The 23085-nt window shown below is 60.1% G+C and carries 24 protein-coding genes, 1 tRNA gene and 1 pseudogene; 11 read left to right on the top strand and 15 right to left on the bottom strand.

What is annotated here, in order from left to right; all coding sequences use genetic code 11:
- The first annotated feature begins 307 nt into the window (after positions 1-307).
- The 4 genes from ACYQOP_RS21920 (at position 308) to ACYQOP_RS21905 (ending at position 4235) form a co-directional block, all read left to right on the top strand.
- Positions 308-383, top strand: a tRNA-Lys gene (locus ACYQOP_RS21920).
- Between the two features lie 383 nt (positions 384-766).
- Positions 767-1591 carry a hypothetical protein gene (locus tag ACYQOP_RS21915; RefSeq protein ID WP_461224103.1) on the top strand — a complete coding sequence of 275 codons (825 nt, stop codon included), beginning with the start codon at positions 767-769 and terminating at the stop codon, positions 1589-1591.
- 89 nt (positions 1592-1680) lie between these two features.
- Complete coding sequence (locus ACYQOP_RS21910) at positions 1681-2124, top strand: hypothetical protein (RefSeq protein WP_461224101.1); 444 nt, start codon at positions 1681-1683, stop codon at positions 2122-2124.
- A 668-nt stretch (positions 2125-2792) separates the two neighbouring features.
- Positions 2793-4235, top strand: coding sequence for a hypothetical protein (locus ACYQOP_RS21905; protein WP_461224099.1), 1443 nt, complete (start codon positions 2793-2795; stop codon positions 4233-4235).
- A gap of 221 nt (positions 4236-4456) precedes the next feature.
- On the opposite strand, the gene ACYQOP_RS21900 is transcribed toward ACYQOP_RS21905, so the two are convergent.
- The 3 genes from ACYQOP_RS21900 to ACYQOP_RS21890 all read right to left on the bottom strand — a co-directional run bounded on the left by ACYQOP_RS21900 (position 4457) and on the right by ACYQOP_RS21890 (position 6652).
- Positions 4457-5260 carry a hypothetical protein gene (locus tag ACYQOP_RS21900; RefSeq protein WP_461224097.1) on the bottom strand — a complete coding sequence of 268 codons (804 nt, stop codon included), beginning with the start codon at positions 5258-5260 and terminating at the stop codon, positions 4457-4459.
- A gap of 14 nt (positions 5261-5274) precedes the next feature.
- Complete coding sequence (locus tag ACYQOP_RS21895) at positions 5275-5916, bottom strand: hypothetical protein (protein ID WP_461224095.1); 642 nt, start codon at positions 5914-5916, stop codon at positions 5275-5277.
- A 76-nt stretch (positions 5917-5992) separates the two neighbouring features.
- On the bottom strand, positions 5993-6652 hold the full coding sequence (locus ACYQOP_RS21890; RefSeq protein ID WP_461224093.1) for a hypothetical protein: 660 nt from the start codon (positions 6650-6652) through the stop codon (positions 5993-5995).
- A gap of 110 nt (positions 6653-6762) precedes the next feature.
- Here ACYQOP_RS21890 and ACYQOP_RS21885 point away from each other — a divergent pair, with 110 nt between their 5' ends.
- On the top strand, positions 6763-7008 hold the full coding sequence (locus ACYQOP_RS21885; protein ID WP_461224091.1) for a hypothetical protein: 246 nt from the start codon (positions 6763-6765) through the stop codon (positions 7006-7008).
- Between the two features lie 206 nt (positions 7009-7214).
- Here ACYQOP_RS21885 and ACYQOP_RS21880 read toward each other — a convergent pair whose 3' ends face one another.
- Entirely contained in the window at positions 7215-7412 is a 198-nt protein-coding gene (locus ACYQOP_RS21880; protein WP_461224089.1) for a hypothetical protein, read from the bottom strand.
- Positions 7413-7858: 446 nt separating this feature from the next.
- Between ACYQOP_RS21880 and ACYQOP_RS21875 the strand changes: the two genes are divergently transcribed.
- Positions 7859-8056 (top strand): hypothetical protein, encoded by a 198-nt coding sequence (locus tag ACYQOP_RS21875; protein ID WP_461224087.1) that lies wholly within the window; start codon positions 7859-7861, stop codon positions 8054-8056.
- A gap of 1223 nt (positions 8057-9279) precedes the next feature.
- On the opposite strand, the gene ACYQOP_RS21870 is transcribed toward ACYQOP_RS21875, so the two are convergent.
- Both ACYQOP_RS21870 and ACYQOP_RS21865 read right to left on the bottom strand, forming a co-directional pair.
- Positions 9280-9729 carry a DUF421 domain-containing protein gene (locus tag ACYQOP_RS21870; RefSeq protein ID WP_461224085.1) on the bottom strand — a complete coding sequence of 150 codons (450 nt, stop codon included), beginning with the start codon at positions 9727-9729 and terminating at the stop codon, positions 9280-9282.
- Positions 9730-9762: 33 nt separating this feature from the next.
- On the bottom strand, positions 9763-10266 hold the full coding sequence (locus ACYQOP_RS21865; protein ID WP_461224083.1) for a hypothetical protein: 504 nt from the start codon (positions 10264-10266) through the stop codon (positions 9763-9765).
- A 562-nt stretch (positions 10267-10828) separates the two neighbouring features.
- Between ACYQOP_RS21865 and ACYQOP_RS21860 the strand changes: the two genes are divergently transcribed.
- Positions 10829-11863 (top strand): methyl-accepting chemotaxis protein, encoded by a 1035-nt coding sequence (locus ACYQOP_RS21860; RefSeq protein ID WP_461224081.1) that lies wholly within the window; start codon positions 10829-10831, stop codon positions 11861-11863.
- Positions 11864-12568: 705 nt separating this feature from the next.
- Here ACYQOP_RS21860 and ACYQOP_RS21855 read toward each other — a convergent pair.
- A complete protein-coding gene (locus tag ACYQOP_RS21855; RefSeq protein ID WP_461224079.1) occupies positions 12569-13102 on the bottom strand; it encodes a Ros/MucR family transcriptional regulator in 534 nt (177 codons plus the stop codon).
- A 103-nt stretch (positions 13103-13205) separates the two neighbouring features.
- On the opposite strand from ACYQOP_RS21855, the gene ACYQOP_RS21850 reads away from it, so the two are divergent.
- The 4 genes and pseudogenes from ACYQOP_RS21850 (at position 13206) to ACYQOP_RS21835 (ending at position 18554) form a co-directional block, all read left to right on the top strand.
- Entirely contained in the window at positions 13206-13721 is a 516-nt protein-coding gene (locus ACYQOP_RS21850) for a hypothetical protein (protein ID WP_461224077.1), read from the top strand.
- Between the two features lie 527 nt (positions 13722-14248).
- Positions 14249-14596: pseudogene (locus ACYQOP_RS21845) on the top strand (DUF4113 domain-containing protein); the annotation flags it as partial.
- Positions 14597-14939: 343 nt separating this feature from the next.
- Positions 14940-17102 carry a molybdopterin-containing oxidoreductase family protein gene (locus tag ACYQOP_RS21840; RefSeq protein ID WP_461225422.1) on the top strand — a complete coding sequence of 721 codons (2163 nt, stop codon included), beginning with the start codon at positions 14940-14942 and terminating at the stop codon, positions 17100-17102.
- A 1227-nt stretch (positions 17103-18329) separates the two neighbouring features.
- Positions 18330-18554 carry a hypothetical protein gene (locus ACYQOP_RS21835; RefSeq protein ID WP_461224075.1) on the top strand — a complete coding sequence of 75 codons (225 nt, stop codon included), beginning with the start codon at positions 18330-18332 and terminating at the stop codon, positions 18552-18554.
- Between the two features lie 53 nt (positions 18555-18607).
- Here the strand turns inward: ACYQOP_RS21835 and ACYQOP_RS21830 are convergent, their stop codons facing one another.
- From ACYQOP_RS21830 to ACYQOP_RS21795, 8 genes are all read right to left on the bottom strand, one after another.
- Positions 18608-19261, bottom strand: a complete 654-nt coding sequence (locus ACYQOP_RS21830) for an SOS response-associated peptidase (protein WP_461224073.1) — start codon at positions 19259-19261, stop codon at positions 18608-18610.
- A gap of 279 nt (positions 19262-19540) precedes the next feature.
- Positions 19541-20047, bottom strand: coding sequence for a hypothetical protein (locus ACYQOP_RS21825; RefSeq protein ID WP_461224071.1), 507 nt, complete (start codon positions 20045-20047; stop codon positions 19541-19543).
- Between the two features lie 379 nt (positions 20048-20426).
- On the bottom strand, positions 20427-20867 hold the full coding sequence (locus ACYQOP_RS21820) for a lysozyme inhibitor LprI family protein (RefSeq protein WP_461224069.1): 441 nt from the start codon (positions 20865-20867) through the stop codon (positions 20427-20429).
- Positions 20867-21085: a hypothetical protein gene (locus ACYQOP_RS21815; RefSeq protein WP_461224067.1), complete on the bottom strand. Its 219-nt coding sequence runs from the start codon at positions 21083-21085 to the stop codon at positions 20867-20869. The genes ACYQOP_RS21820 and ACYQOP_RS21815 overlap by 1 nt, the downstream gene beginning before the upstream one ends.
- Positions 21082-21267, bottom strand: coding sequence for a hypothetical protein (locus ACYQOP_RS21810; protein ID WP_461224065.1), 186 nt, complete (start codon positions 21265-21267; stop codon positions 21082-21084). The genes ACYQOP_RS21815 and ACYQOP_RS21810 overlap by 4 nt, the downstream gene beginning before the upstream one ends.
- A gap of 414 nt (positions 21268-21681) precedes the next feature.
- The gene (locus tag ACYQOP_RS21805; RefSeq protein ID WP_461224063.1) at positions 21682-22083 is read right to left on the bottom strand and encodes a DUF6950 family protein; all 402 of its coding nucleotides are present in this window, start codon (positions 22081-22083) and stop codon (positions 21682-21684) included.
- Positions 22080-22676: a hypothetical protein gene (locus ACYQOP_RS21800; RefSeq protein WP_461224061.1), complete on the bottom strand. Its 597-nt coding sequence runs from the start codon at positions 22674-22676 to the stop codon at positions 22080-22082. The genes ACYQOP_RS21805 and ACYQOP_RS21800 overlap by 4 nt, the downstream gene beginning before the upstream one ends.
- 116 nt (positions 22677-22792) lie before the next feature.
- On the bottom strand, positions 22793-22996 hold the full coding sequence (locus ACYQOP_RS21795; RefSeq protein WP_461224059.1) for a hypothetical protein: 204 nt from the start codon (positions 22994-22996) through the stop codon (positions 22793-22795).
- Between the last annotated feature and the right edge of the window lie 89 nt (positions 22997-23085).

The raw sequence follows: 23085 nt of genomic DNA, 5'->3' as shown, positions 1-23085 counted from the left end.
CACCATTTTCGCGGGAGTGACGGGACGGTCGCCATCGAGGGCGGCAGGACGCCCCCCGGCCGCGCTGTCCGTTTACCAGACTGCCGAGAGGATCATGACACGGGCATCCCCGCGTTCAGGGCGATCCAAGACGGCAGGCCTACCCAGCAAAAGCCAAACACCCCTCCGGTGCAGCCCGAGCCAAACCGTCGCGATGACATTGCCAAGCGCGGCACCGGTTGACCCCTCCACTCCAACCCCCTATTGCGAGCCACGCTTGCACCAACGGGCAGCCCGATCCCCATCGGGACCGGCCCACCGAGCAAGCGAGCGCGTAGCTCAGCTGGTAGAGCAACGGACTTTTAATCTGTAGGTCCTGGGTTCGAGTCCCAGCGCGCTCACCAATCTTTTAGCCCGCTCGGTCAATGACTTAGCGGGCTTTTTCGTGGCCAATCGCCTCCGGAATCGTGTTGCAACCCGCTGCAACACGATGTGTGGTTTTACAATGGGTTACGGCCTGCCGTAGGTTGGTCCATGCAACACGGATCGAACACGAGGCAGATATCGAATGGCCAACCTGGCTAATCTTCGAACCGCCCTTACCGCTGCAATTTCCCTCGTCGAAGAGGCTAAGCGGCATGCGCATTCGGCCGGCTCACACGGAGATGTCAGCTATGCCAGGAAAGCTGAAACAGCGGCCAACGACGCACTTAGCTTCCTAGCCAAGACCAACCGGATTGCCAGCGAATTGCGGCCATAAGCCGAGGTGCGCCTCAGGAAACATACGATGCTGCGACGGATCTTTAGCAAGGTTCAAAAAGAGCCTTCACGAGGCGATGCCTTATGGCCGTGGTATCTCGCAACAGCTTTTTACGTCGGCCTCGGCGCTCTCGTACTTTACGGCAGATGGGCGGAAGTTGAATCGCTATTTACACCACCAAAGTCGCCACCAGACCGTCTTCCGCTAAATAGCATCGGGGACGTGCTTGCGGGTTTTTTTGCTCCCTTAGCATTCCTGTGGCTTTTTGTAGCGACACAACTGCAAAGAAAGGAACTCGCATTACAGCGAAAAGAACTCGAAAACACACGTGCTGTGCTGGATGAACAGCGCAACGAATTGCAAAGGGCTGCAGCAGAAAGCAACCTACAAACTGCTATAATGCAGGAAACCCTCAAGTATGCAAAAGAAAGAGAGGACTATGAATTCTTCAGTCTCAAACTTTATTTTTGTTGCAGGCGCTTAAATCTTTACAAAAATTCAAGAGTAAGATTTCCGCTTGGCGAGATCAAACTCTTCAGCGTGGAACCGGAAGTTTATATTTCACAGTCAGATACGTCAACAGTAGATCTGTTTCTGGAAAACCTTAAGGCAAGCCTGGAGCTTGGGGCACGCAGCTTGTCAATGGCAAATTCCATTGACAATCCAATGATTAAAAACAACAGCACGTATTTTGAAACAGTTTCGTTTCTAAATGAGACGATTGATATGATGAAAAAAATACTTTTAGAGAACGAAATAACGGGAAATACAGCTATCAATCTGCGGTTATCAAGCCTTCCTATAAATAAAATAATTGAACATTGTAGCGGAATTCGCTCGATAATAAATTGAGACCATGCCTTATAGCCGGTCGTTTTAACTTTCGAATATCGCGCTATAATCCGCAAGTCGCAATTCTAACGGTGCTTATGAGGCTCACAATGGCCGAGACAAACGATTTTGATCTTTTTATTGGCCTAATACTGGCGCGTCTCTACGAGGCGCGCCCTATGCGTTTGGACCTCGAGGCTTCTGACTTTCTAGATACTCCGGATATTGGCGAAGATGCTGAAGAAGGGCGTGCCGGCAACTGGGCCAACACAATGTTCTGGCTCAAAGAGGAAGGCTATATAAGAGATAAGGGAATATTTTCTGGGGATACTAGCTACTGCTTTGTTGCCACGGAGCTCACTGAAAAAGGGTTTAGGGCACTCAATGCCATTCCGCCACATCTATCAAAATCTAGTGTGAAAAAGTCCACTGGCACCCGGCTTGCTGAGTTAGCAAAGGAGGGAGGATGGAAAGCTGGCGGAAAGCTTGCAGAGAAAGGTGCTGGCGAAGGAGCGAACGCTATTGCCGAGTTTGTGCAAAGCTTCTTTAGTTAGCTAAAAAGGCGTGCCCCGAAGAGCACGCACCATCCTTTTCGCGGTTTGGCACCGCGTATTTCGAACTTCAGATCCCCAGCCCTACGGCCCTCGCGATATGTCGAAGTTTCGCGAGGTTGCGAGTCCGGCGTGTGCGGCGCTGGCGTGTAATAGGATCGCCGGCGTCGCTCTCAATCGCTGCGAGCTCGGCACGCTCACGTTCTATTAGATAGCGGATCTGCGGTTCTCGATCGCCGGCAGGCAGCCGCATCAGGTCCGCGGCGCTCGCGATAGTCACGCGGGCTGGGCCTCGTAGCGCTTCACCACACGGGCGGTGATGAGGCCAAGCCCTATGGTGATGCAGGACTCGCCCGTCAGCACCCATTCGGCGGGCCGGATGCCTCAATCGTCCGTATCTGGCACCAGGGTGAGCGAGCCGGGCCCTACGTCGCTCAGATCGCCGCCACAGGCTACACGGTGCCGCACGTGCTCGCAGGATGGTCAGTGAGTGGCCAGCCCCCATCAAGGCGAGCGATGGCGAAACGTGACCTCAGTATGGGCTCCTCTGGCTGCCAATGAGATCGCCGGGGTTTGAGAAATTCCGAATGCGCGTTGTCGCGGTGATTGTATAAAACTTGAGCTGCGCCTGCTGGCGGTGGGCGATAACTCAGTCCGGGGCCGATTAGCGCATGGGCGTCACGATACCGAAGGGAGCGGCTTTCCTCGGCATTCCGCTCATCAAAATCCGAAACCTACTGAGAGGATGGCGTCACGGCGACAGGCGCGACCTATGGCGCCTTGCCGTTCGTAAGGACATCGACCTCGATCCCCGCACCGTCATGGTGCTTCTAGAAGAGCTAAGGGACCGCGGCCTCCTAGGATTGGAAGAGCAGGAGCATGGGCCTCCAAAGGACGGGCTTACGGAGGCGGGCCTGGCACTATCAGGGGCCATTGCCAGACGCCGCACTCCGAAACCCCATGCGCAAGCGATACTGGATCGCTTTCTCGACGCCTGTGCCACTGTCAACGAAACGAAGAATCTGCCGTTCGACGTTAGGCAGGTCTGGCTTTTCGGCAGCATGATAGATGCAGCGAAGGCGGACGTGGGCGATATTGATTTGGTCGTGGAGCAGGGCCGACCGGAAGCCTTTGCGACCTGGGATCGTGCGCAGGCGAGGTTCAAGGAGCTTGGGAAGGAGATGGGTGCGCCGCGACAGAGCGGCTTGATGAGCATTATTGGCGATCAGCGGTTCGTAGAGCGAAAGCTCCTTCACGGCGACCAGCGTCACGCACTCCTATCGATGAACAGCTCTGATGAGCTCCGAGATATGGCTTGTCCCTGCCAGCTCATTTTCGACGCCTCACGCGGAGGCCGTGTATCGGATCCCGTCCTTCCGCGGCATCCCGACTCAATTGGGAGATCGAACCGCATCGCAGAGAAGCGCCGCATGCCAGATCTATCTGATAGGCGGCAGCCCCTCCGACCAATTTCAGCCAGCCTGATGACGCGCCGCTACATCGGCTATCAGACATTGAAGGCCGTGGGTCCATGGCCTGAAGACAGTTGGGCGTACCGTGGTGTCGACAAATTCGCATCGGCCATGGGCATCATTGCCGATGGTATCGTGCCACCTCGCTATGAGCGGAACGCCCTCACTAAGCGAATGCAATTCAGCGAATGCGATGGACGCGAAAGGGTTGGGTTGCTGCTCATCGAGACAAGGCAGATCGATCCTGGGACCTTACACGCCGGCTACGCGTACTCCCCGCTCGCCGCCATCGTCCTTAAACGCACACTCCATGAGAATGGGTCAGCGCTAACCTACTCCCTCGATGTGGTCGAAGCGGACCATCTCGGCAAAGGCGTCGAGTATGCGTGGAGCCTGGCATTTGAGTGGTGGATCCATTTCATGGCTACCGCCGACCTCGAACGCATCATACGGAGGGAACAGGAGACTGGCTCTGAGTTTGAACTGACCGCCTCTATCAGCTTCAGTGCCGATCGAAGCATTGCCGAGATGCTCTCCTCCCTGAGGGCCCTACAAGACAGGTCTCTCATCGATGAGACGCGAGCTGGGCTGAGAGCTAAGGCCGACATGGGCTTTCGGCCCAAGGAGTTTTTCCGAGACTGACGCGCGATGGAGCGAGGAGGCCATTCTCAAGGCTCCCTGTGGCGCTCCTTGGATGTCACCGTTGCTTTTGGTGTCGGCACCTCCGTCCACCTCATCCAGCAGTGAGATGACCCGCTCAACGATATCCAGAGCGAGGTCAGCCAGCTTCTCGAACTCGTGGCGAGAGATAGCTGAGGCGGGGACCGAGCGGCGGGCCGGGAAGAGCACGACGTTGCTCATGATCAGCCCCAAGCCTTCACGGCATCGAGAAGGAGATCGCGATCTAGGATCCGCCCCTCGCATAGGATCTCATCCTTGATTCGAAGGCTCAGCAGCGTGTCCCGCTCCGATGGGTCTCGAGGGGTGCGCTTCCTGATTTCGTCAGCGATCCGATCGCGAGCATTCGCTGCCCGGCTCGCTTCGATATCCACCAGCGAAGTAGGAAAGCCCGCCTGATTACCGCTCCTGACGAAGATCGGCTGGCACGACACGGCGAGCCATTGCGTATGCATCATCTCAAAAAGATCGAACAGGTAGACGAGTGCGTTGGTGTCGATGGCCTCAAAGTCGCTTCCCTGCCCCGATGCCTCGCAGGCGACGTCTACCCTCGACGAACCCACCAGCCCCTCTACGCCTTCACAGACCGCCAGGACGGCTTGATGCGCCAGTCCAGAATCCAGACTGCTTACGCCGATGTTCGTACGGAGCACCTCGGTCTTGAAAGCTAGATCTTGGAGATTGGTCACAGGGGCCGATAGCAGCGCTTCTTCCGCTTCGGTGGCAGCCTCACAGAGATGCCGCCTCTCAGGGTCCTGCTTCCAGCTTTGCCCATGTGCGTTCGCAGCTTCAGTTGCTACTCTCCAGCGCTGATGAAGCAGCTGGGTTCTTGATAGCTCCTCCGTAGCGGAATCACTCGACACGGTATGCATCGGCTCTTTCGCGGCCGATCTACGCAGGCGAGCTGCTGTGGCTCCGAGCGTCGCGGCGCGTTCACGCAGTGAGGGCTCATCCGACCGGGAAGCTGGCTTCGGTTTGGGGGATGCCATTGGTACGGCTCCTCTCAAGCAAGCGTTGCGAGAGCGGTAAGCAGTGTACCGCCGCCGACGATGACTGCGGCGGCAAGAAAATCGCCTGCAGCATCCATGACCCTCAGTGCTCTCACGAAGGCTGTGTCCGGGCGGACGGCCGCGACTGCCTGCCAAGGCTCGATCTCACCCGGAAGCACCTCGTTCTCTGGGCGCATTGGCGCGCGCCGGCGATAGATCGACGAAGATGGCACCGACCGAGACGATGACGGAGACTTAAAGCGCCCCATCGGTTTTGCCGTGGGTATGGCGACCGGTGGAAGGTTCGTGCCGAGGAAGAGTGTGAGATCTGCGGCACGAGCCTCGGCGATGCCATAACTAGGCTGATGGGCAGCAGAGAACTCGGCCTCCTCGGCAAGCCACCAGCGCAAGTGTGCCAGAAGCGCCAACGCTCCGAAACGAGATGCGCATGAGGTCACGATAAGCGCCTCTGTCGCCGCCTCGTACTCATCATTGGCAATGACGGAGGCCTGGCCCTCTGGCGCGGTTTGATAGGCGTCGTATGCGCTCCGATGTCGGCCGATAGCTGCTTGGATCGGGTCAGAGGCGTGAGGGACGTGTTCGATCGTCCGAGTCGGAACGGGCTGGCTGAAATCGGGAAAGCGGGCGTGCGTCATTGTTCGGGCTCCTAAAGGGCTCGTGGCGGTGGGATCGGGGAGGGGGTCGGCTACCCGCCGGCAGGGATCAGGGCTGCTAGGCGGTAGCGTAGGCCATGGCAGCGGCGCGGAGGCGGGCCGCGTTGTTGCGGGCGGCCACCTCGTGGATGCTGTCCGTATAGGAGGTCGAGAGGCCGACGCGGACGCGGGGCTTGATGGCGTCAGCGGCCTTCAGTGCCTCGATACCGAGACCGGCAAGGCGAACCGTCTCGCGCGCCTCAGACCAAGCCTTTTTGAGTGCCCAGGTGAAGCAGCCCCAGCCGAGCGAGCGGAACGGCACGCGGGGATAGTTGTAGGAGGAGCGGAACAGCTCCCAGGCGCGGGCCAGGATGCCGCGACGGAGGGCGGCAGGCATCGGAGCCACGGGGGCGACGGCCGGGACCATCAGGCGGCGAGCGGCGGCAGCGCAGGCCCAAAAGAAGCGGAGGGCGCGGGAGAGGGCGGCGGCCCAAGTTAGGGTCGGATCGTTCCGGCGATGCTTGCGGGCCTCCACGATGGCGCAGGCCATGATGGTCGGGACGTTAAAGGTGGAGCCGGTAACGAGGCCGTGCTTCGCGGCGATCTGGACGCGGCCGGCATCGCGCTTGGCGGCGCTCTCGGCCAGCATGGCGGCGTTGAGCTCGGCCTTCGACGGACCAGAATTGCGAATGCCGCTCAGAACCATGGACCAGGAGGTGGAGCGAGAGTGGAAGGTCATTGCGAACCTGCTAAACTAGGTTTAAATCCTAGTCTGGTATGAGTCGTTCCGCTCTTGCCGTCAATAGCAGACTATGAAAAAAACCTAGCACACCAGGAAAGAGACCCGATATGCTTACGACGGGGAACCAGCTCAAGGCGGCACGTGCTCTGGCTGGGATGGATCAAGGCACACTCGCCAAGCGGGCAGGTGTGAACATCAACACCATCGGCAGCATGGAGAAGCGTGGATCTGAAGGCCTCACCAGCGGTCTCGATAAGATTCAGCAGGTGATGCGTGTGCTGGAAGCCGAGGGGATCGAGTTTCTGAACCACGGCGAGCCGGGGGTGAAACTCAAGCGAAGGGAGCAACCGTGATGTCTGCCGACCCGATCTTGGACGCCCCATAAAAGGGATCGGTTTTTTTAATGGCAATGGGAGGGGCCGTAAGAAAACGCGGTCAGACTCGCGCGCCTTAAAAGCCCCATTATCGAGAGAGGGGAGGGGGCGTCCCGTTTCCAGACCCCAGGAACCCCCACACTCCTCAACCGCGCAGCGGCCAACCTTGATGGCTCGAAGCGACGTTAGGGGGCCGAGCGCATCCTGCTCGCATTTTGATCGGACACCTTCCACACCGGCAACGACCCTTCGCGGATGAACATGGCAAATGCCTCGGTGATTTCTGCGCTGGCGAAGGCACGTGCTCCGTTCACGGCGCGGCCAACGATGCAGGCCCCTTCGAGCGCGTCGGCGCAGGGCGCCTGACCTTCGATCGCGAACATCACCCCTGATCGGTCGGGCCTCAGCTCATCTGGTAGCGCGCCGATCTTGCGCCAGAGGCAATACCACCGGGCGCAGGCGTCTGGCCGATCCTGATAGACCCCACATGCTACGCCGGTGCTGTGACGACACAGAACGCCCGCAGGCTTGGCTAGCACCTCAATCGCAGGAATTCGGCAGCAAGCCGTACACTGTCCGCATGATCTGCCGGGGATAAGAGCACCTGCAGTCTGCTGGGACGGATGGCTCTTTGAGGTCAAATCGTTGCGGCCTCTGATGCGATGTATGAAACGTCCGCGGCCCTCGATTGGATCGTCTTCGCGATCATCTGGACGCCGCGCTCTTAAAGGCGACCGCTATGGCTGATGCAACTGGCCACCTTCTCTCGACTTAATCTGAGTTATGAGAATGCTGACTGCCAGGGGCCGGCTGGCCATACGGACAGGGAATGATCAAACAATCGAACCAGCACTGGACGCCCAAACGTGACAAGTGCCACGACAACGGCTTCCACACGGGCCTCGCCGATGCCGTGAGCAGAGCCTTTCCACCTCCGGACAATTACAGCCTACCCGACAGGATCGCAGCCGCCCTGGAAGCCCTACACGGTATTGGCACCAAGGTGACCGATCCTACCCGCCGGTAGACGCGACATGGACGGTCGCCGACCAGACGCTGTCTCAAGCCCCTTTCGCTATGCGATAGTCCAGGCCAGCATCATGATACCGATGAGGAATATCCCGTAGGTAGCCATCACAGCGGCAACCTCGCGATGGTGCTTCAAGACGTTTTGCGAGACAGTCAACATGGAAAGAACCGCGAGTAGGGTTGCTCCCTTTCTCTGACGCATATCCCTAGCCCGCGCGAGGCTCAGGGGCTGTGGAACAAAGGGAAAACATCGAGCGTGGAAAGGGGGTCACAGCGGTGCCGTTCGCTATCGGTTGAAGCCCATTGATCGCGGATCATGAAGCCACTCAGAAGGACCATTAGATGCAGCGGCAGCCGATCACGAGCTGAGCGCGCGGCGTCGATTTCCATACCTACCATTAAGAGGATGGAGGTTAGCGGCGGCCCAGCGTCCGATATGGCGAACAACGTCAGGGCGGCGATTTCTGTACTGGAAACCGCGGGTATCGAGTTCATCCCCGAGAACGGGGGAGGGGCCGGCGTCCGGTTTCGGGAGCGGAAAACGTTGGCGGACTGAGCGAGCCCGGAAAGATCTTCGCCCTTAAACACGGCGCGTCAGTTACCTCGTGTACCTTTGGCCCCGCAGCTTAGTTCTCCTCCAAGTGAAACTGTCTCGATCAGGAAAGCGCCCCGCGATCCAGTGGATCACGAGGCGGCCAATGTAGGCCGTTCGGCATCCGCATGGGAGACAGCAAACTAACAAGCGTCACTTCCCGGTCGGTGTAGCGTCACTGCCAATGGCAGCATTCCCACTTTTCGGCTCTGCCGGGTTGCCTGACATAGATTTAGGACCGAGATCGCCGGCCTCCCCCGGTCCCATTGCCGGGTCAGTGCTATCGGCTGGGCCATTTGGCGCCGAGCCTATCGTGCGCTTCGTTCGCCTCTCGTCCTCGCTCTTCGCGCTTCCGGGGCTCTTCACACTACTTTCGCTCGTGGCAGTCTGGGCAAAGGCGGAACCGGACAACGGTAGAGCAAGAGCGGCGGTCAGGACCATGATTGTCATGCGCATTTCGACTCTCCTCGTCTCATTCAGCCTTGTCCACCAACGCGGCGTTGCGCTTCTCGTTCGCCAGCGAGGCCCGGCCTGAGGGCAGATTGAGTCGGACTGGCAAAATCAACGTTGACGGCTTACTGAATTTGGTGCGGCCAACAGTGAGATGACGAACGAGGGCATCCTTCCGTTCAAGAAGCCTTCCGCTTAGGCACCACAGTGATCGCCCCAGTGTGCTCGACTATTGCGGATTGCACGTCTTCGAGCCTCGTAATCCCCTGCTGACGCATCTCAGCCATAACGTCCCTTGGATCGACGCGGCGACGCTGCATCTTGGCATCATCCCATGTGCCATTCGAGTAAATCACGACGGGATTACCCTCTGTTATCATCCCCACGATCGGCCAGATCCGCTTCAGGTACGAGAGCGCTGTGTGCAAACCAGCGATTGTGCAGAGAGCTAGCACTGCGCCGGTAATCGAGCGGTCGTCCCCAAGGATAGGGGGGACTGCCATCCCGCCAAAAAAGAAGATCACCACCATGTCGAGCGGGGTAGCCGAACGCATGATCCGTTGCGTCGTGAGTCTCAGCAAGAGGAGCACGACGAGGTACATCAATGCCGCACGAAGAACGATATCCATGGCCCGCGTCCGCTTCCGGTCGGAGACTGCCTGTCAGGGGTAGATGAAGAGCGGCAGCTTGAGGTGCTCGCCGTGCGTCGACAACACGGCTTCCAGAGGCCCTGCAATGCGGGGCGACAGCTTGAACAGCACCTTGCCCTGACGCTCTGGCCCAAGCTGGAAGGTGTAGTTTACACCATGAGGTGTCGCATCGATCGAAGTGGCACGGGGCTGGGTTGAACCGACGGAGACATGGTCGAGAAGAGCAGATCCCAGGCCGATCTGTAGCATGTCGCTCGCTAGCGGATGCGACACGATGATCGTCATCTCGGTCGGGGCATTGGCGCGTAGCAAACGCTCATAGTCCACTGTAAGTGGAGCACTGGGAAAGGCTTGCTTTACCGTTGAGATCCAGCCCTGACCGAACAATCCAGCAAGTCCTGCGACGATGATCAGACCGATCAGGCTTTGCAAGATGATCTGCATTCGACTCCACCAAGCCTCGAACTCGGTGTTCGGCTCGATTTCAGTCTCGGTCGATTCCCTTGAACTGATCATGCGAAAGGTCGTTTTTCGAGCTTTGTCCGTTGGGTGGGTGCTACACGGGATCTATGGATTTGCACCAAAAGCCCGGCGATCTCGCGTCACCTGCATACGAGGCAATCCGAGACGTTGTCGGTGAAGGCGCCACCCCCCTCTCATGCGCATTTACCGTACCCTCAGCCGCCGTGGCGGCTTCGCGCTCCAGCCTCGCATCTTCGAGATCCAGTCGGATGTCTTCGAGCTCAGCGGGTCCGATCATCGCAGCGCACTCCGCGGCTTTTTGCAACGCGATGTGATAACGAGGGTGGGAGCGATGCCCGTTCCCTCATCGCATTACTCCGTACAAAATTTACAGTTGGTCGAACCCAGGCATTCGCGCCGAAGCCAACCGACACTGCCCATCCTGCCGCTGCGCCAAGTTACGCACCGGCTCGGCGTGGGATGGACGATCCCCCCGGCCGGCCCCATGAACAGATTAGGGCGGCGGGGATGCTTCACGGCATTCTTCAGGAACGCGAGCGCACCCACTGACTGGCCAGACTTATGCTAAGGGCCTGGTCTCGAAGGTGGAACTCGAATGACAACCAACTCCCTTACCGATCTTGTAGGTGCGTTGACAGCGGACCTGAGGGTAACCGCTTCCACTAATCTCGAAGCGATCCAATCAGTCGCCAAGCGCATGAAACTGCTGGCGCTCAATGCGCTCATTGAGGCGACGCGTGCGGGCGAGAAAGGGGCGGGCTTCGGAGTTGTGGCGCAGGAGGTGCGGAGCGTCTCGGGCGAGGTCGAACAGCTTGCGGCCGAGCTCGGAGCTGGTCTCAGCGCTGGCGTAGACGAACTCACGCGGTCCGTGACGGACATCGTCGAGGAAGCACGGGCCACACGCTGCATGGATCTTGCCCTTAATGCCGTGGAGATCATCGACCGGAACCTCTATGAGCGCACCTGCGACGTGCGGTGGTGGGCGACCGATGCGGCCGTCGTCGAATGTGCCCTCGCCCCATCGGAAGCGTCACGGAACCACGCTTCACATCGGCTCGGGGTCATCCTCTCCGCCTACACGGTCTATCTCGATCTCTGGCTGTGCAGCCTCGACGGCAAAGTCATCGCTAATGGCCGACCCGACCGGTTCAATGTCGTCGGCCTGGACGTGAGCCTGGAGCCGTGGTTCGCCTGCGCCAAGCCGCTGGCTTCCGGCGATGACTTCGCGGTAGCCAACGTGGCGCAGGTTGCCGCGCTCAATGGTTCGCAGAGTGCCACCTATGTCGCCTCCGTGCGGGAGGGCGGCGAGACGAACGGCAAGGCGATCGGCTTCCTCGCGATCCATTTCGATTGGGAGCCACAGGCGCGCACCATCGTCGAAGGTGTCCGCCTCGCGCCGGCGGAACGGGCCCATAGCCGTGTCATGCTGCTCGATGCCGACAACCGCATCCTTGCCAGTTCGGGGGCGAGAGTCTCCCTTGGCGAGACCTATCCGCTTCGGGCAGGCAGCCTATCCCATGGGCACTATGTCGATGAGCGCGGCCGCCTGATCGCCTTCCACCTGACCCCAGGCTACGAGACTTATGAGGGGCTCGGCTGGCGTGGCGTCATTGAACAATTAGGACCTTAACGCTGCCCTCCTCATGGGCACTGGTATCGGATCGGATCGGGGCGGCGAGCTGCTTCTCGCTTAAGGCCCTATGGAGGTATGACTTTCGCGGGGCTTCCCGTAAGGCCCGCTACATGTCATCGGCGGCAACTATGCCCAAAAAGTCCGCTCACTTTGCGTTTCTCATTGCAGTCCGTCAGCCAGACGGGGCCGATCATGTCTATGCGATCTTGGCGCAGTCAGTGGACGAGGCAATCAGAGTAGCTGCCGCACAAGAGCCGGAAGGGCCTGCACCACGGCACGTCGGCTCGCTAGGCTCCCACACCGTTGCGCGTATCAAGCTGAAGATCGGCGAGGCACGGATCATCTGAGACAGCTTCGTGCGCCCATCCCTCTGACCGGGTCTATGGCTTGCATTTGCTGGATGCCAAGCAGGGGGCAAGATCTGATGCGGGAACTCTATGCCAGCTCAAATGGCGACCGGTGGCACCTCGTGATGGAGGAATCCACCGGACACACGTTTGTCCGACACACTGCCAACGAGGCCTCAGGGGGACATACCGTAGACATGACCTTTCCTATCTTCCTGAGTCTCGACCGGGGTGGCCCAGAGCATCAGGCGCTCTGGGCTATGATTCGTACCCTCGTCAGCAGTAGCGGGTCAGGGCAGGGCTGAACCCGCCACTGCATGGGCCGTAGTTGGGCAGGGAGGCCGCTCGACGCCCATCAGACGGCGACGGCAGTCTTACGAGGCCGACCAGCCTTCTTTGGCTTCTCAGGCGCCGAAGTGGCCTCTTCTGCGATGGCCACTTCCGGTGCGGCGGACTTCGCGTTGGCTACACCCTTGCGCTGCTGTCCAAGACCGAGCTGCTTAGCCAGGGCAGACCGTGCAGCTGAATAGTTGGCCGACGTCATGGGGTAGTCGGCCGGTAGGCCATACTTTGCCCGGTAGGCCTCTGGGCTCAGGCCACGGATCGTCAAATGTCGACGAAGCGTCTTGTAGGGCTTGCCGTCCTCGAAGCTAATTAGGCCATCCGGCGTGATCGACTTCTTGATCTGCGAGGGGGTCGGCTTCTCGATATCGTCCGTGGGAGCAGAGGCCGATCCGCCGGCGACCAGGCCGCTGATCGCGGCATGCACGCTGTTCAGGATATTCGGAAGCTCCGAGGCCGGGAGAGAGTTATTCGAGACATATGCAGAAACAATGTCGGCCGCGATCTCGATATAGTCGCTCGCGAAATTCTGTGGGGTATCAGTCATTTGGTAGTTTCTCCGTGATCAATCTTTAGCTCGTAGATCACCGAAAGAAACAAAATCAACAGCCCGGATGTGTTATCAGGCACACAGATGGGAAGAATCCACAATGAGTAACAATCTTTTGACGCCGGCGTCAGATTTACCTCTTGAGGCTGGCGATTTGCCTGGCTTCGCTTCGAACGATCAGGAAATGCCTTGTCCCCCGAAGGTAGCAGGTCCGCTCGCACGACGGATGAAAGGGGCGCGCGCGATCGCGCGTGAAGAGGCCCAGGCTGCAGCGAGTGCGGGAAGGGCAGCAGATACGGCCATTCTCCGCGCGCAGGTCCAGCATGGCTTCAAGCCACCGCGGGGGAAGCAGTTCAGTGTGGACATTGAAGGCCTGATGTTGATCGGGCCCGCTGGCGGGATCGGCGTGACATCGCTTATGGCGCGCACCATGGAGATTCTGACAGCCCCCGGCCGCCACGCTCCAGAAGCACTCCTGCCGGCCGGGTGGCGCGACATGGAGCATTTGCTGGAAGGATTCGAGGCGTTTGTGCCGAAGCTTGGCGTGCTCGGCTTGCGCTTCAGCCAGACACCAACGGGTTGGCGGATCAACCCATCCCCCTCGGGCTCGAAGTAGGCCCGACCTACGTCACCGGCGACGCGATCACTCGGCTCGAGCGCCGCCGGATCGACGGATATGGTGCCCTCCGTGCGGGATGAGATGCGCGAGACACGGGACGCCATGCTGCAGGCGTTCTTGGATCGCCCGCCTCGGTAGCTGATCACTACCCACACCCTCGCCTGACCGCCTCGGGGTCAGCAATGCCTGAACGAGGCCGAGGATTTTGTATTCACTCCTGAAACCGGAGCGGCGAGTCGTCCGTATCGGCGCGCATGACGAACGTGAAAGCCCGCCCGAGGCCTGTCCCCTTCTTGTCGGTCACAGCCAGCCGCCTCTATGCGGCTGACGCGGCTTGGGCTGCGGAGCTTGCGGCACGGTTTGGTGACGAGATGGTCAATGCAGTCTCGGGCCAATCAGCGGGCCGTGGGGAAGAGGGAACCAGACTTCGCGCTCTCTACGATGCCCGAAGCCGCGCGCTGAGTGATTGGCTGCGCGTGCGTGGTCTGAACTAACCCCGCGAACCTACCTTCCTGATCGGCCCGCCGGAGGCGACGAACGACACACTGGCGCTGATAAAGGCGGCGCGCGAGGGTGTGGCCCGCACCTGGCGCGAGGCACCAGGAGACAGACCATGGCGCTACAGCAAGACCGATGTGATCACCACCGACCTCAAGCTTCTCGAGGAATCCCAGCGAGCCCTGATCGCCCAGCTCGACCGTGAGCGTAGCGCTCCGCTGATGGCCGCGATGGACGAGTGCAACCGCCGCTTCGGTCGCGGCGCCGTGGTGCCGGCTCGGGCGGGCCTAGAAAAAAAACGGACCTGGTCGACGAAGTTTGAGATGCGCAGCCTGCGCTACACGACGCAGGTGAGTGAACTGCCGACGGCGTGAGCCTAGAGATGGATGCAGTGTGCGACTTCGGCGCTATGGGTTTTACCGGGCGGCACAACTTCCACTGTGAGAATGGCGGCCAACGGTCTTCCAAGTAAGATCGTCGCAACGGCCAAGCCGTGCTGCTTTGTGTGGCGCCAGCCCTGGGTTTTAACACAGTCATGATCTGGTGGCGGGGAGGGTCTGCTCAGAAAATACGCTTCGAGCCCAAAACACCAGCACCCAATACCAATTTTTTGGACGGTTATCCTATTCCGCTTCTGCTCCGGCCATCATAGCCTCGCGGAAGGCACGCACGTCGCTTCAAGCTGAAGGCGCTGCGGCGAAAATGCGGAGGTCTTCGATGACAGCCCTGAACGAGCGGATGACGGTGCATGGCGCCTGTCCACACGACTGTCCCGATACCTGTGCCTTCATCTATCACGTCGAGGACGGCAAGCTCGTCGACGTCACCGGCGACCGCGCTCATCCGATGACCCGAGGCGGTCTCTGCGTGAAATTGAACGATTTCGCCGACCACCACTACAATCCCGACCGCGTCCTCTACCCGATGAAGCGTGTCGGGCCGAAGGGCGGCGGAAAGTTCGTTCGCATTTCGTGGGACGAGGCCCTGAGCACGATCAAGGACCGCTGGACCAGCATCATCGCCGAGCACGGCTCGCAGGCGATCATGCCCCACGCCTACCTTGGGCATCAAGGCACATTGAACGGGCTTACCTCCGGCGACGCCTTCTTCAATCGCCTTGGCTCATCGGTGGCTGAAAAGACCTATTGCGAATCCGGTTCGTCTACTGCTTGGCACATGACGGTAGGCGGAACTGGCGGCCTCGACGTCGAAAGCTTTGCTCACGCGAAGTACATCATCGTCTGGGGCATGAACATGATCAGCACCAACCTCCATGGTTGGCCGTTCCTCCTCGAAGCCCAGAGGAAAGGCGCCAAGATTGTTGTCATCGATCCCTACAAGTCCCGCACCGCCAAGGCGGCGGACTGGCATGTAGCGATCAAGCCAGGCACAGACGGCGCGCTCGCGCTAGGCATGATGAACGTCATCATCGCGGAAGGGCTCGTCGATCAGGATTACGTCGACCGCTACACGCTCGGCTACGACGAGCTGAAGCTACGCGTCGCCGAGTACCCACCCGAGCGTGTCTCAGACATCACCGGTATCCCAGTCGAAGACATCCTCAGGCTCGCTCGCGAATACGCAATGGCTCAGCCCTCCGCGATTCGCCAAGGGGTGGCGCTCGAGCGCAGCCGCGGCGGCGGTCAGGCGATCCGCGCGATCACCTGCCTTCCCGCCCTCGTGGGCGCCTGGCGCCACGTCGGCGGCGGTACGATGGAGATGCCGATTTGGGAGTTCCCTACTTTGTTCGACCGGATCTGCCGGCCCGACTGGATCAAACCGGGAACCCGCGTGATCAACGAACTCGATCTGGGTGCGGCCTTGACAGGCGAACTCGCCCTTGATCCGCCGGTCCAGTCGCTGTTCGTCTACAACTCAAACCCGGTCTCGCAAGCGCCAGCCCAGGCCAAGATCGTCAAGGGTCTCATGCGGGAGGACTTATTCACGGTAGTAAGCGAGCTGTTCGTGACCGACACCGCAAAATACGCGGATATCGTCCTACCCGCCACCATGCAGGCCGAGCAACTCGACATCATGGTGACCTGGGGGCATCTCTACCTCATGCTCAACACGCCGGCGATTGCCGCACCCGGCGAATGCGTGCCCAATGTCGAGATGTTTCGACGGCTGGCCAAGACGATGGGCTTCACCGACGATTACTGGGACCGTACCGACGAGGAGATGCTGCGAGACTTCTACGACTGGGGTGCTCCGCAGCTCGAAGGAATCACTCTCGATCTTCTCAAGGAAAAGGGCTGGGCCCGCCTCAACGTCGGCTTGCCGCATGAGCGCGCTCCACACGCCCAGGGCAACTTCAAAACGGCATCAGGAAAATGCGAGTTCAAGTCGAGCATGGCCGCGAACGGCAACTTCGTCATCCCTGTCTGGCGGTCGATGTACGATGGGATGCAATCGGGAGAGCCGATCGACTCGTTGCCCGACTACGTGCCTCCCTACGAATCTCCGGCTTCGAACCCCTCTCAGGCTGAACGCTTTCCCCTCAACATTATATCTCCCAAGCCGCATGCCTTCCTGAACTCGCAATACGCGAACGAGCCTCACAAGAAGCTGCGTCAGGGCGAACTCAAGGTGCTCATCCATCCCTTCGATGCGGCGGCGCGCGGGATCGCGACGGGTGAGCCCGTTCGCGTCTACAACGACCGGGGCTCCTTCGAGGGCCCTGCTGAACTCAGCGAGGACGTGGTGCCGGGACTGGTCCTGACCAACGTCGGGCATTGGACAAGCGTGGGTTCAGCGGGCGCCTCGGTGAACGCGATCAGCTCGGACAAGCACTGCAGCTTTGGCCAGGCCGGGACGTACTCGGATAACCTCGTCGAGGTCGAAAAGGTGGCGGTACCGTTCCTCGATGCAGCTGAGTAGGCATTCAGGAGCGCCAAGTTCCAACAGGGGGGGGATCCTGGGTGACGATGAGGCTGACATCAAGTTCAGCTGCAGTGACGGGCCGGCCGGGATAGGGGAGCATGGCCCGAGCCGCTATGTCTGGGAGCCGCATGCGGCGATGGGCTACTTCCCCGCCCTCTCCCGCCTCTCGGCCAGCGCGCGCAAGGCCTCAGCGTAGAGGCCAACCTGATCCTTCGGGATGAAAGCGCCCGTCTGTGTCATCGTGGCGAGGCGGGCGGCTGTGGCGCGGATTTCGGATGGGATGCCGATCAATGATCACCGGCACCTGAAAGCAGTCTTTCGACCTGGGCAAGCCCATTTTCTCGGGCTTTGGCCTCGGTAGGCAAACTACGATCCGACCGTTGGACGAGTTTGCCGCCTTTGCGAATAGCCCACTGGTAGGAGCCGCCCTCCGTCCTCGGTGGAATGATCTCCAGGGAATATGGGTGGATCGACGTTTCGCTCATACCTCACCATGTCATGGGCCTCCGAATGCTCCAAGGGGCGGGCCATCGCCGTCCCGGGGGTGAGCCTCACGTTCCTGTTCCGATCCCTCGCGTGATTCCTCCCGCTGGCGTATGCTCGACGCTAAGCAGGAGTCAGTCCCGATGTCGGAGAGACGAGAACTCTACCAGAGCCCAAGCGGGGACTCTTGGTTTCTCGGCCGAGAGCCGGTGGACGGAAGGGCTTTCATCATTCACCAGCCCAATGGCCCGTCTGGAGGGCAGCGTAGCCATATTGAGCTAGGGGCTTTCTTAGCCAATGGAAGCGGAAAGCCGGAACAGCAAGCCCTGCTTCGCCTGATTGGATCACTTGTCGACGTTCCACCGTATGCCGACCGGACCGGAAGGCTAGAAGCGCCCGCCGACGAACTCGTAGACCCCAGCGCCATTGTCGAGCGTCAGCGGGAAGGTGGCGGCAGCTAAGGATGCAATGTCCGCCACTTCCAGATTGCATCGTCAGACGAGATCGCCTGTCGCTCACTCACAGGGTGCCTCCGTCTTTCGTGAGCCTTAGGCCTGCGCCGGGGAGGGACTGGGCCGCGAACGCAGTCCCCAGTGACAGGAGGAGAACGAAGACGGGAAGATGCATCGATTTCATCAATACTAGCTATCGATTTGATCTGTTTGAATGATGGTGCACCGCAGCGCATATCCCTCTCATCAGACGGGGCGCAGGCCTCGAAACACTAGAGGGATTAGTACCATGACCATCCGTAAAATTGTGCTCGCCGCTCTCGCAGCCGCCACCCTGACCGGTACGGCGATGGCCGAGGATCGCGTCAACATCACGCCGACCCTCTACCGTGAACAGGCTCGCGTCACGGCATCGGTTCGTCCGGCTTCCGAGTTGACGACCACGCCGTCCCTGACCCCGCGTGCCCCCGCGACCCGGCGCCTCGTTGCCGACGCAGAAGCCTCGGCCCGTTAAGACAGCTTCGCAGCCAGTCTGGTCCCAGCACTAGGCCGGCCGCGATGCGATCCTCATTCTGCCGGATCGCGCCGTGCGCCCGTCGCAACCACCTTCATCATGGTGTCGGGCAGCGGGCGCTGTAGCTCGAGGGCGATCTCGGTCGGCGCCTCGAGCCACGTCCGCCACTCCTCCGGTGTCGTCAACAGGACCGGCATGGCCTTCGGGTGAACCGGGCCGACGATCCCATTCGCCTCTGTCGTGAGGAACGAGAACAGCCGGTGCTCGGCTTCCTCGCGGTCGGGGTTCTCGGCCTTGGTGCCGCGTACCCCGGTCCATTGGCGCCAGATGCCGGCGAAGGCGAAGAGCGGACGGTCGTCATTGATGGCGAACCAGGTGGGCGTCTTCTTCGGCTTGGTGTCCGCGTACTCGCTGAAGGAAGACACCGGGACGAGGCAGCGGTATTCCGGCTTGAGCCAGGGCCGCCAGTGCGGGCTCTTCACGTTCCGGACGTTGGTGACCGGGTGCTCCCCGTACTGCTTCGGACCTGGGATGCCCCACCGGAACATCTCAAGGGCCCGCCTGCCGTCCTCGATCCGCACGATGGGCGCCATTTGGTCCGGGAAGATACCCGGCATCCTCGGCAGGTTGCCGGCGCGGTCCTCCTCCACACCGAAAGCCTCACGGATCTCCGCTTGTGACGTAATCAGACTGTAGAGGTTGCACATCGCTCACGTCCGTGGCTGCCTAAAATTGTACTGTGTCCTTCCAAGCAGTTCGGCGCACCCCGGAAACCAAACTCGCGAAGTGGTCTGACCACATGGAAGGCTGTCGGATTGACGAGTGTGCGGATCGTTCGGGAGGAGGCAAAGCAGCATACCCATCTGCTCGCTGCGATCGAGCGAGAGCAGGCCATCGGGAGCTGACATCCCTCATGCTCGTCTGAACGACGTGCCCGCCCGGCCCGCGCCGTGGCGGATTCCTCCATCATGCCTCCGAGGCGCCCACTACTTATAAGCCTTAGCCCAGTCCGCGAGCTCTCTTCGCGCACTCTCAGGCCATTCCTTCACCGCAGGCTGAACGACAATTCGTTTCCCACGCGGTTTGAATGCAGAGTAAGTTTTCTTCGCTGGCAGATCGAGGGCTAGGAACGCGCCTGTCTGGTCGCACTCGTATTTCACGCAAGCGTGAGCGGTAAGGACATCGCCGTCAAAAGTGGCGCTTCCAATACCGGACATCTGCTCGCGAAAGCTCTTCGAGTTTAGACCAATGTTGGCTTCTATCGCTTGCGTAAGCTCGACACTTTCATAGAGTTCGGAGGGATGGCCCAACTTTCGATCCCAGAGTGTACCCCAGCCTTTTGACGTATCGGCAGCCTTGACCACCTCGGTTCGCGTCAAACCCGTTTTAGGAGACCACGTCCAAGTCCGGACTTTCTCGCCGACGAAAGCCTTCTCGACAAAGGTGACGCTGTCCGCAAGGAAGTTTGTTGTCGTCTCATTGCAAACGTCCAAGGGCCCGAATTGCTTCGGAGCCTCCCCGCGCTTCAACGAGATTACGAATGGCGCACCATCGCAGGAATTACCGCCAGGGCTCGCAGAGCCAACTATGTAATAAGTGTCATCAATCTGGCCGATCTTCTCGACTCGAACGGACGATGATTTGATTGTTATCGTTGATCCCAACCTCAATGTCTGACAATCTCCGAGCCCTCCTGGATCCGGCCTGCAAGAGAGTCTGTGATCGAAGAAATTCAGATCGAAATTATCGGCGCATGCTGGCCATGCACCGACAATCGCCACTGCAAACGCTGGCAGGATAGACGAAAATCTAGGCGACACGGTGGCTTCCTTGGCAATGACGGGGGTGCAACAAGCCGACATGGGGAAGGCGCTATCGTAGATCCTTGATCCGCCGCAGGTTCGTACGAAGACGACACATTCCGGCGTCGTCCTCGGCGCCGGCCGTACCGGTTCCGAAATCAAGGAGAGCCTGACAGGTAAGCTTGGAATAGGCAGCCCAGGCGGCCTGCTCCTTGGTGAAGGCAACCTTCCAGCGCTGGGCGGTATCAGCCCCATGGGGAGGCTCACCATCGGGCGACCGATTGGCGACCTCACCGATCTCGAACTTCTTCTTACGGATCGCAGCGCCGAGTTCGCGGCTCACCCGCTCCTCCTGCTTCACCAAGCACGCACGACCCTGCGCCATGCTGCCACCGCCTTCGAAGCAGTAAGAGTAGATGCGGTCAGCTTCTTCGTCAGGACTGCGTTCGGCTGCAGTGGCAAGGGTCGGAAGGGCGAGGCTGAGGACGACCGCGAGCGACCGGACGAGCATTAGTTCAAGCCTTCCGAACGCTTGGTGTTGCCGGCGATGTCCTCGAGGAGCGCGATGATGCGTCCGATGCCAAGAAGTATGAGGCCAGCAGATAGACCACCAATAGCGAGCCCGATGTAGGAGACGCTTTCTGATCCTTGCGCTCCAAACGATGCGAGAAGAAAGAAGCCGCCCAAGACGAAAATGAGCGTGCCGCAGACGTAGAGAAGGATGCTCATTTTCGCACCTTGCTAATGATGCCGGCGGCGAGACCACCGAGAACGTCGCCTATGAGCTCGAGTATGAGTTTTGCGATTAGAAACAGTAGGCCGGCCACTACGACCGCATAGACGTTGGCCGCTTGTGTGGGCTCGTTCAGCCCAAACATCGAGCTCCACCAAGTCACGAAATTCTGGAGCATGGTGGGTGGGGTTTCCTCGTGGGAGCCTTTGCACCGTTTGCGGATTGCGTGATTTCATGCAAGCGAAAATTCAATCGTCTTCCTGCATCGTGCCCTTGCGGTACTCGTCTTCGTACCCCTGGCCCCATTCGAAGCAAAAGTTGGCGCGATGCCTCTCGATTCAGGTGCCTCTGAATTCTCATCAGGGCAGGGAGTTTTACAGCCTGCAGAGATCGCCGACATGTGCCCTACGTGCCAATTGCTCGATCCTGACCAAGGCCCGCGAGTGCCGAGAGTGACGCATCTGTGTGAGCTTGTCGGGGCTCCGCATGTCGAGCTCGGACAGGGCAGTGCGGTGATATCTCAGCAGCAGCCGAAGGCTTGGACCTCGATCCCCTGGCGGCTGACGCAAGATGGCCGCGGCATGGGCGCGGTTCATTGGGGCCGCTCCCTCGACGGGATGGTCCAGGCGACCACATGGCGGAACGGCCCGCATCCGAGGCCCGAGAGGGACTTGCTGGCCCATCCGACGCGGGTCCGGATCGCGAAGGCAAGGCCGTCGCCAAGATGTATCACGCCCACGTCCCCGGGTTGCGGGTTGTCGGTTTCCAAGAAGCCGGCGGCGGCCATGAGGTCCGAGACCATGCGGACGAAGCCGCCGCGGCGCTTGATGTGTCGGGCTGCCCCGAGTGGCGTCCGATATCGGCCCCGGAGCGGTGCGGCCGCGTCGATCCCGGTCTGAGCTAGGATCCAGTCCGAGGGGAACAGGCAGCAGTCCGCAACACCCCACGCGAAGGGCTCCAAAGCGCCTGTGCGAAGGTGCTCGGCTAGCGTCATGCGAAGGCGGGGATCCCCGATGCGGTGATGCGGAAGGGATCGCGCGCGGAGCCCCGGGCCTTACTCGGGCCGGCGATCGGCTCCCCGATCCTGTCGGACCAGCGCCGTACAATAGAGGTGGTGATGCCCTCGCGGGTGATATGGGTCCGCTGGCAGAAACCACCGACGACATAGCCGGGCACGCCGGCCGGATCGGTGTTCAGGATGCGCCGCTGCCGATCCATAATCGCGCCGGCTTCGTTGGCACCGGGGTCACCGTGCATTGGTTCGACATGGGAAGCGAGCTCTGGTGACAGAGGGCTGAGAAGGCGGACGAACGGCTCCGTCTTCCACCCCGGCTCGCCATATTCGAGGGTGCCTTGCATGAAGGCCCCAGCAAATTGCCCGACGTGTTCGGAGTAGCCGAGCAACATCAGCTGCCAGCCATCGAAGCTCTTGGGTCCCATAGCGGCTCGGAGGTTGGGCGGCGGATTGAGGATCAGAGGACCGACATCGCGCACAGCCTGGTCAAACGAGGTGAACAGGGACGGCAAGTGGCTTTGCAGAACGTGAATCGTCTGCGAGTTTCCACGCACCACCATGCAGGCGTTCATGTGCGGAAGCGGGACCACCTTAGGGGCGATCCAAAGGAGCCTGCCGTCATCCCCAACCCAGGCTCCATCCGTGTAGACGGTCGCCGAATCCTTCTCCGCCCATGCGTTAATCGCAGTCATTTGGGTGCCTTCAGCGAATGAGAGGCGATGGACGCATAGGTTACTGAGGCGGCTCCGATGGTGAAGGCTGTGCCGGCGAGAGCCGTTCCACTTAGAGAGGCGGCGATAAGCGGCGTCAGGATCGGATCGGCTTTGGCACCGGTCGCACCGATGCTGAGGAACAGGAAGGCCGCGAGGCCAAGGGCTCTACGAGATCGCATAGGGTACGCCTTCAAAATTATGCCAATGGGAATAGAGTATGCCTATGAGAATGAAATTTCACCCTCGTAATTTTTTTCTCCACCGCTGG

It is taken from the genome of Methylobacterium sp. CM6247 (genome assembly GCF_054817925.1).
Note: the sequence above shows the minus strand (reverse complement) of the source record. Positions and strands in the feature narration are given on the sequence as shown.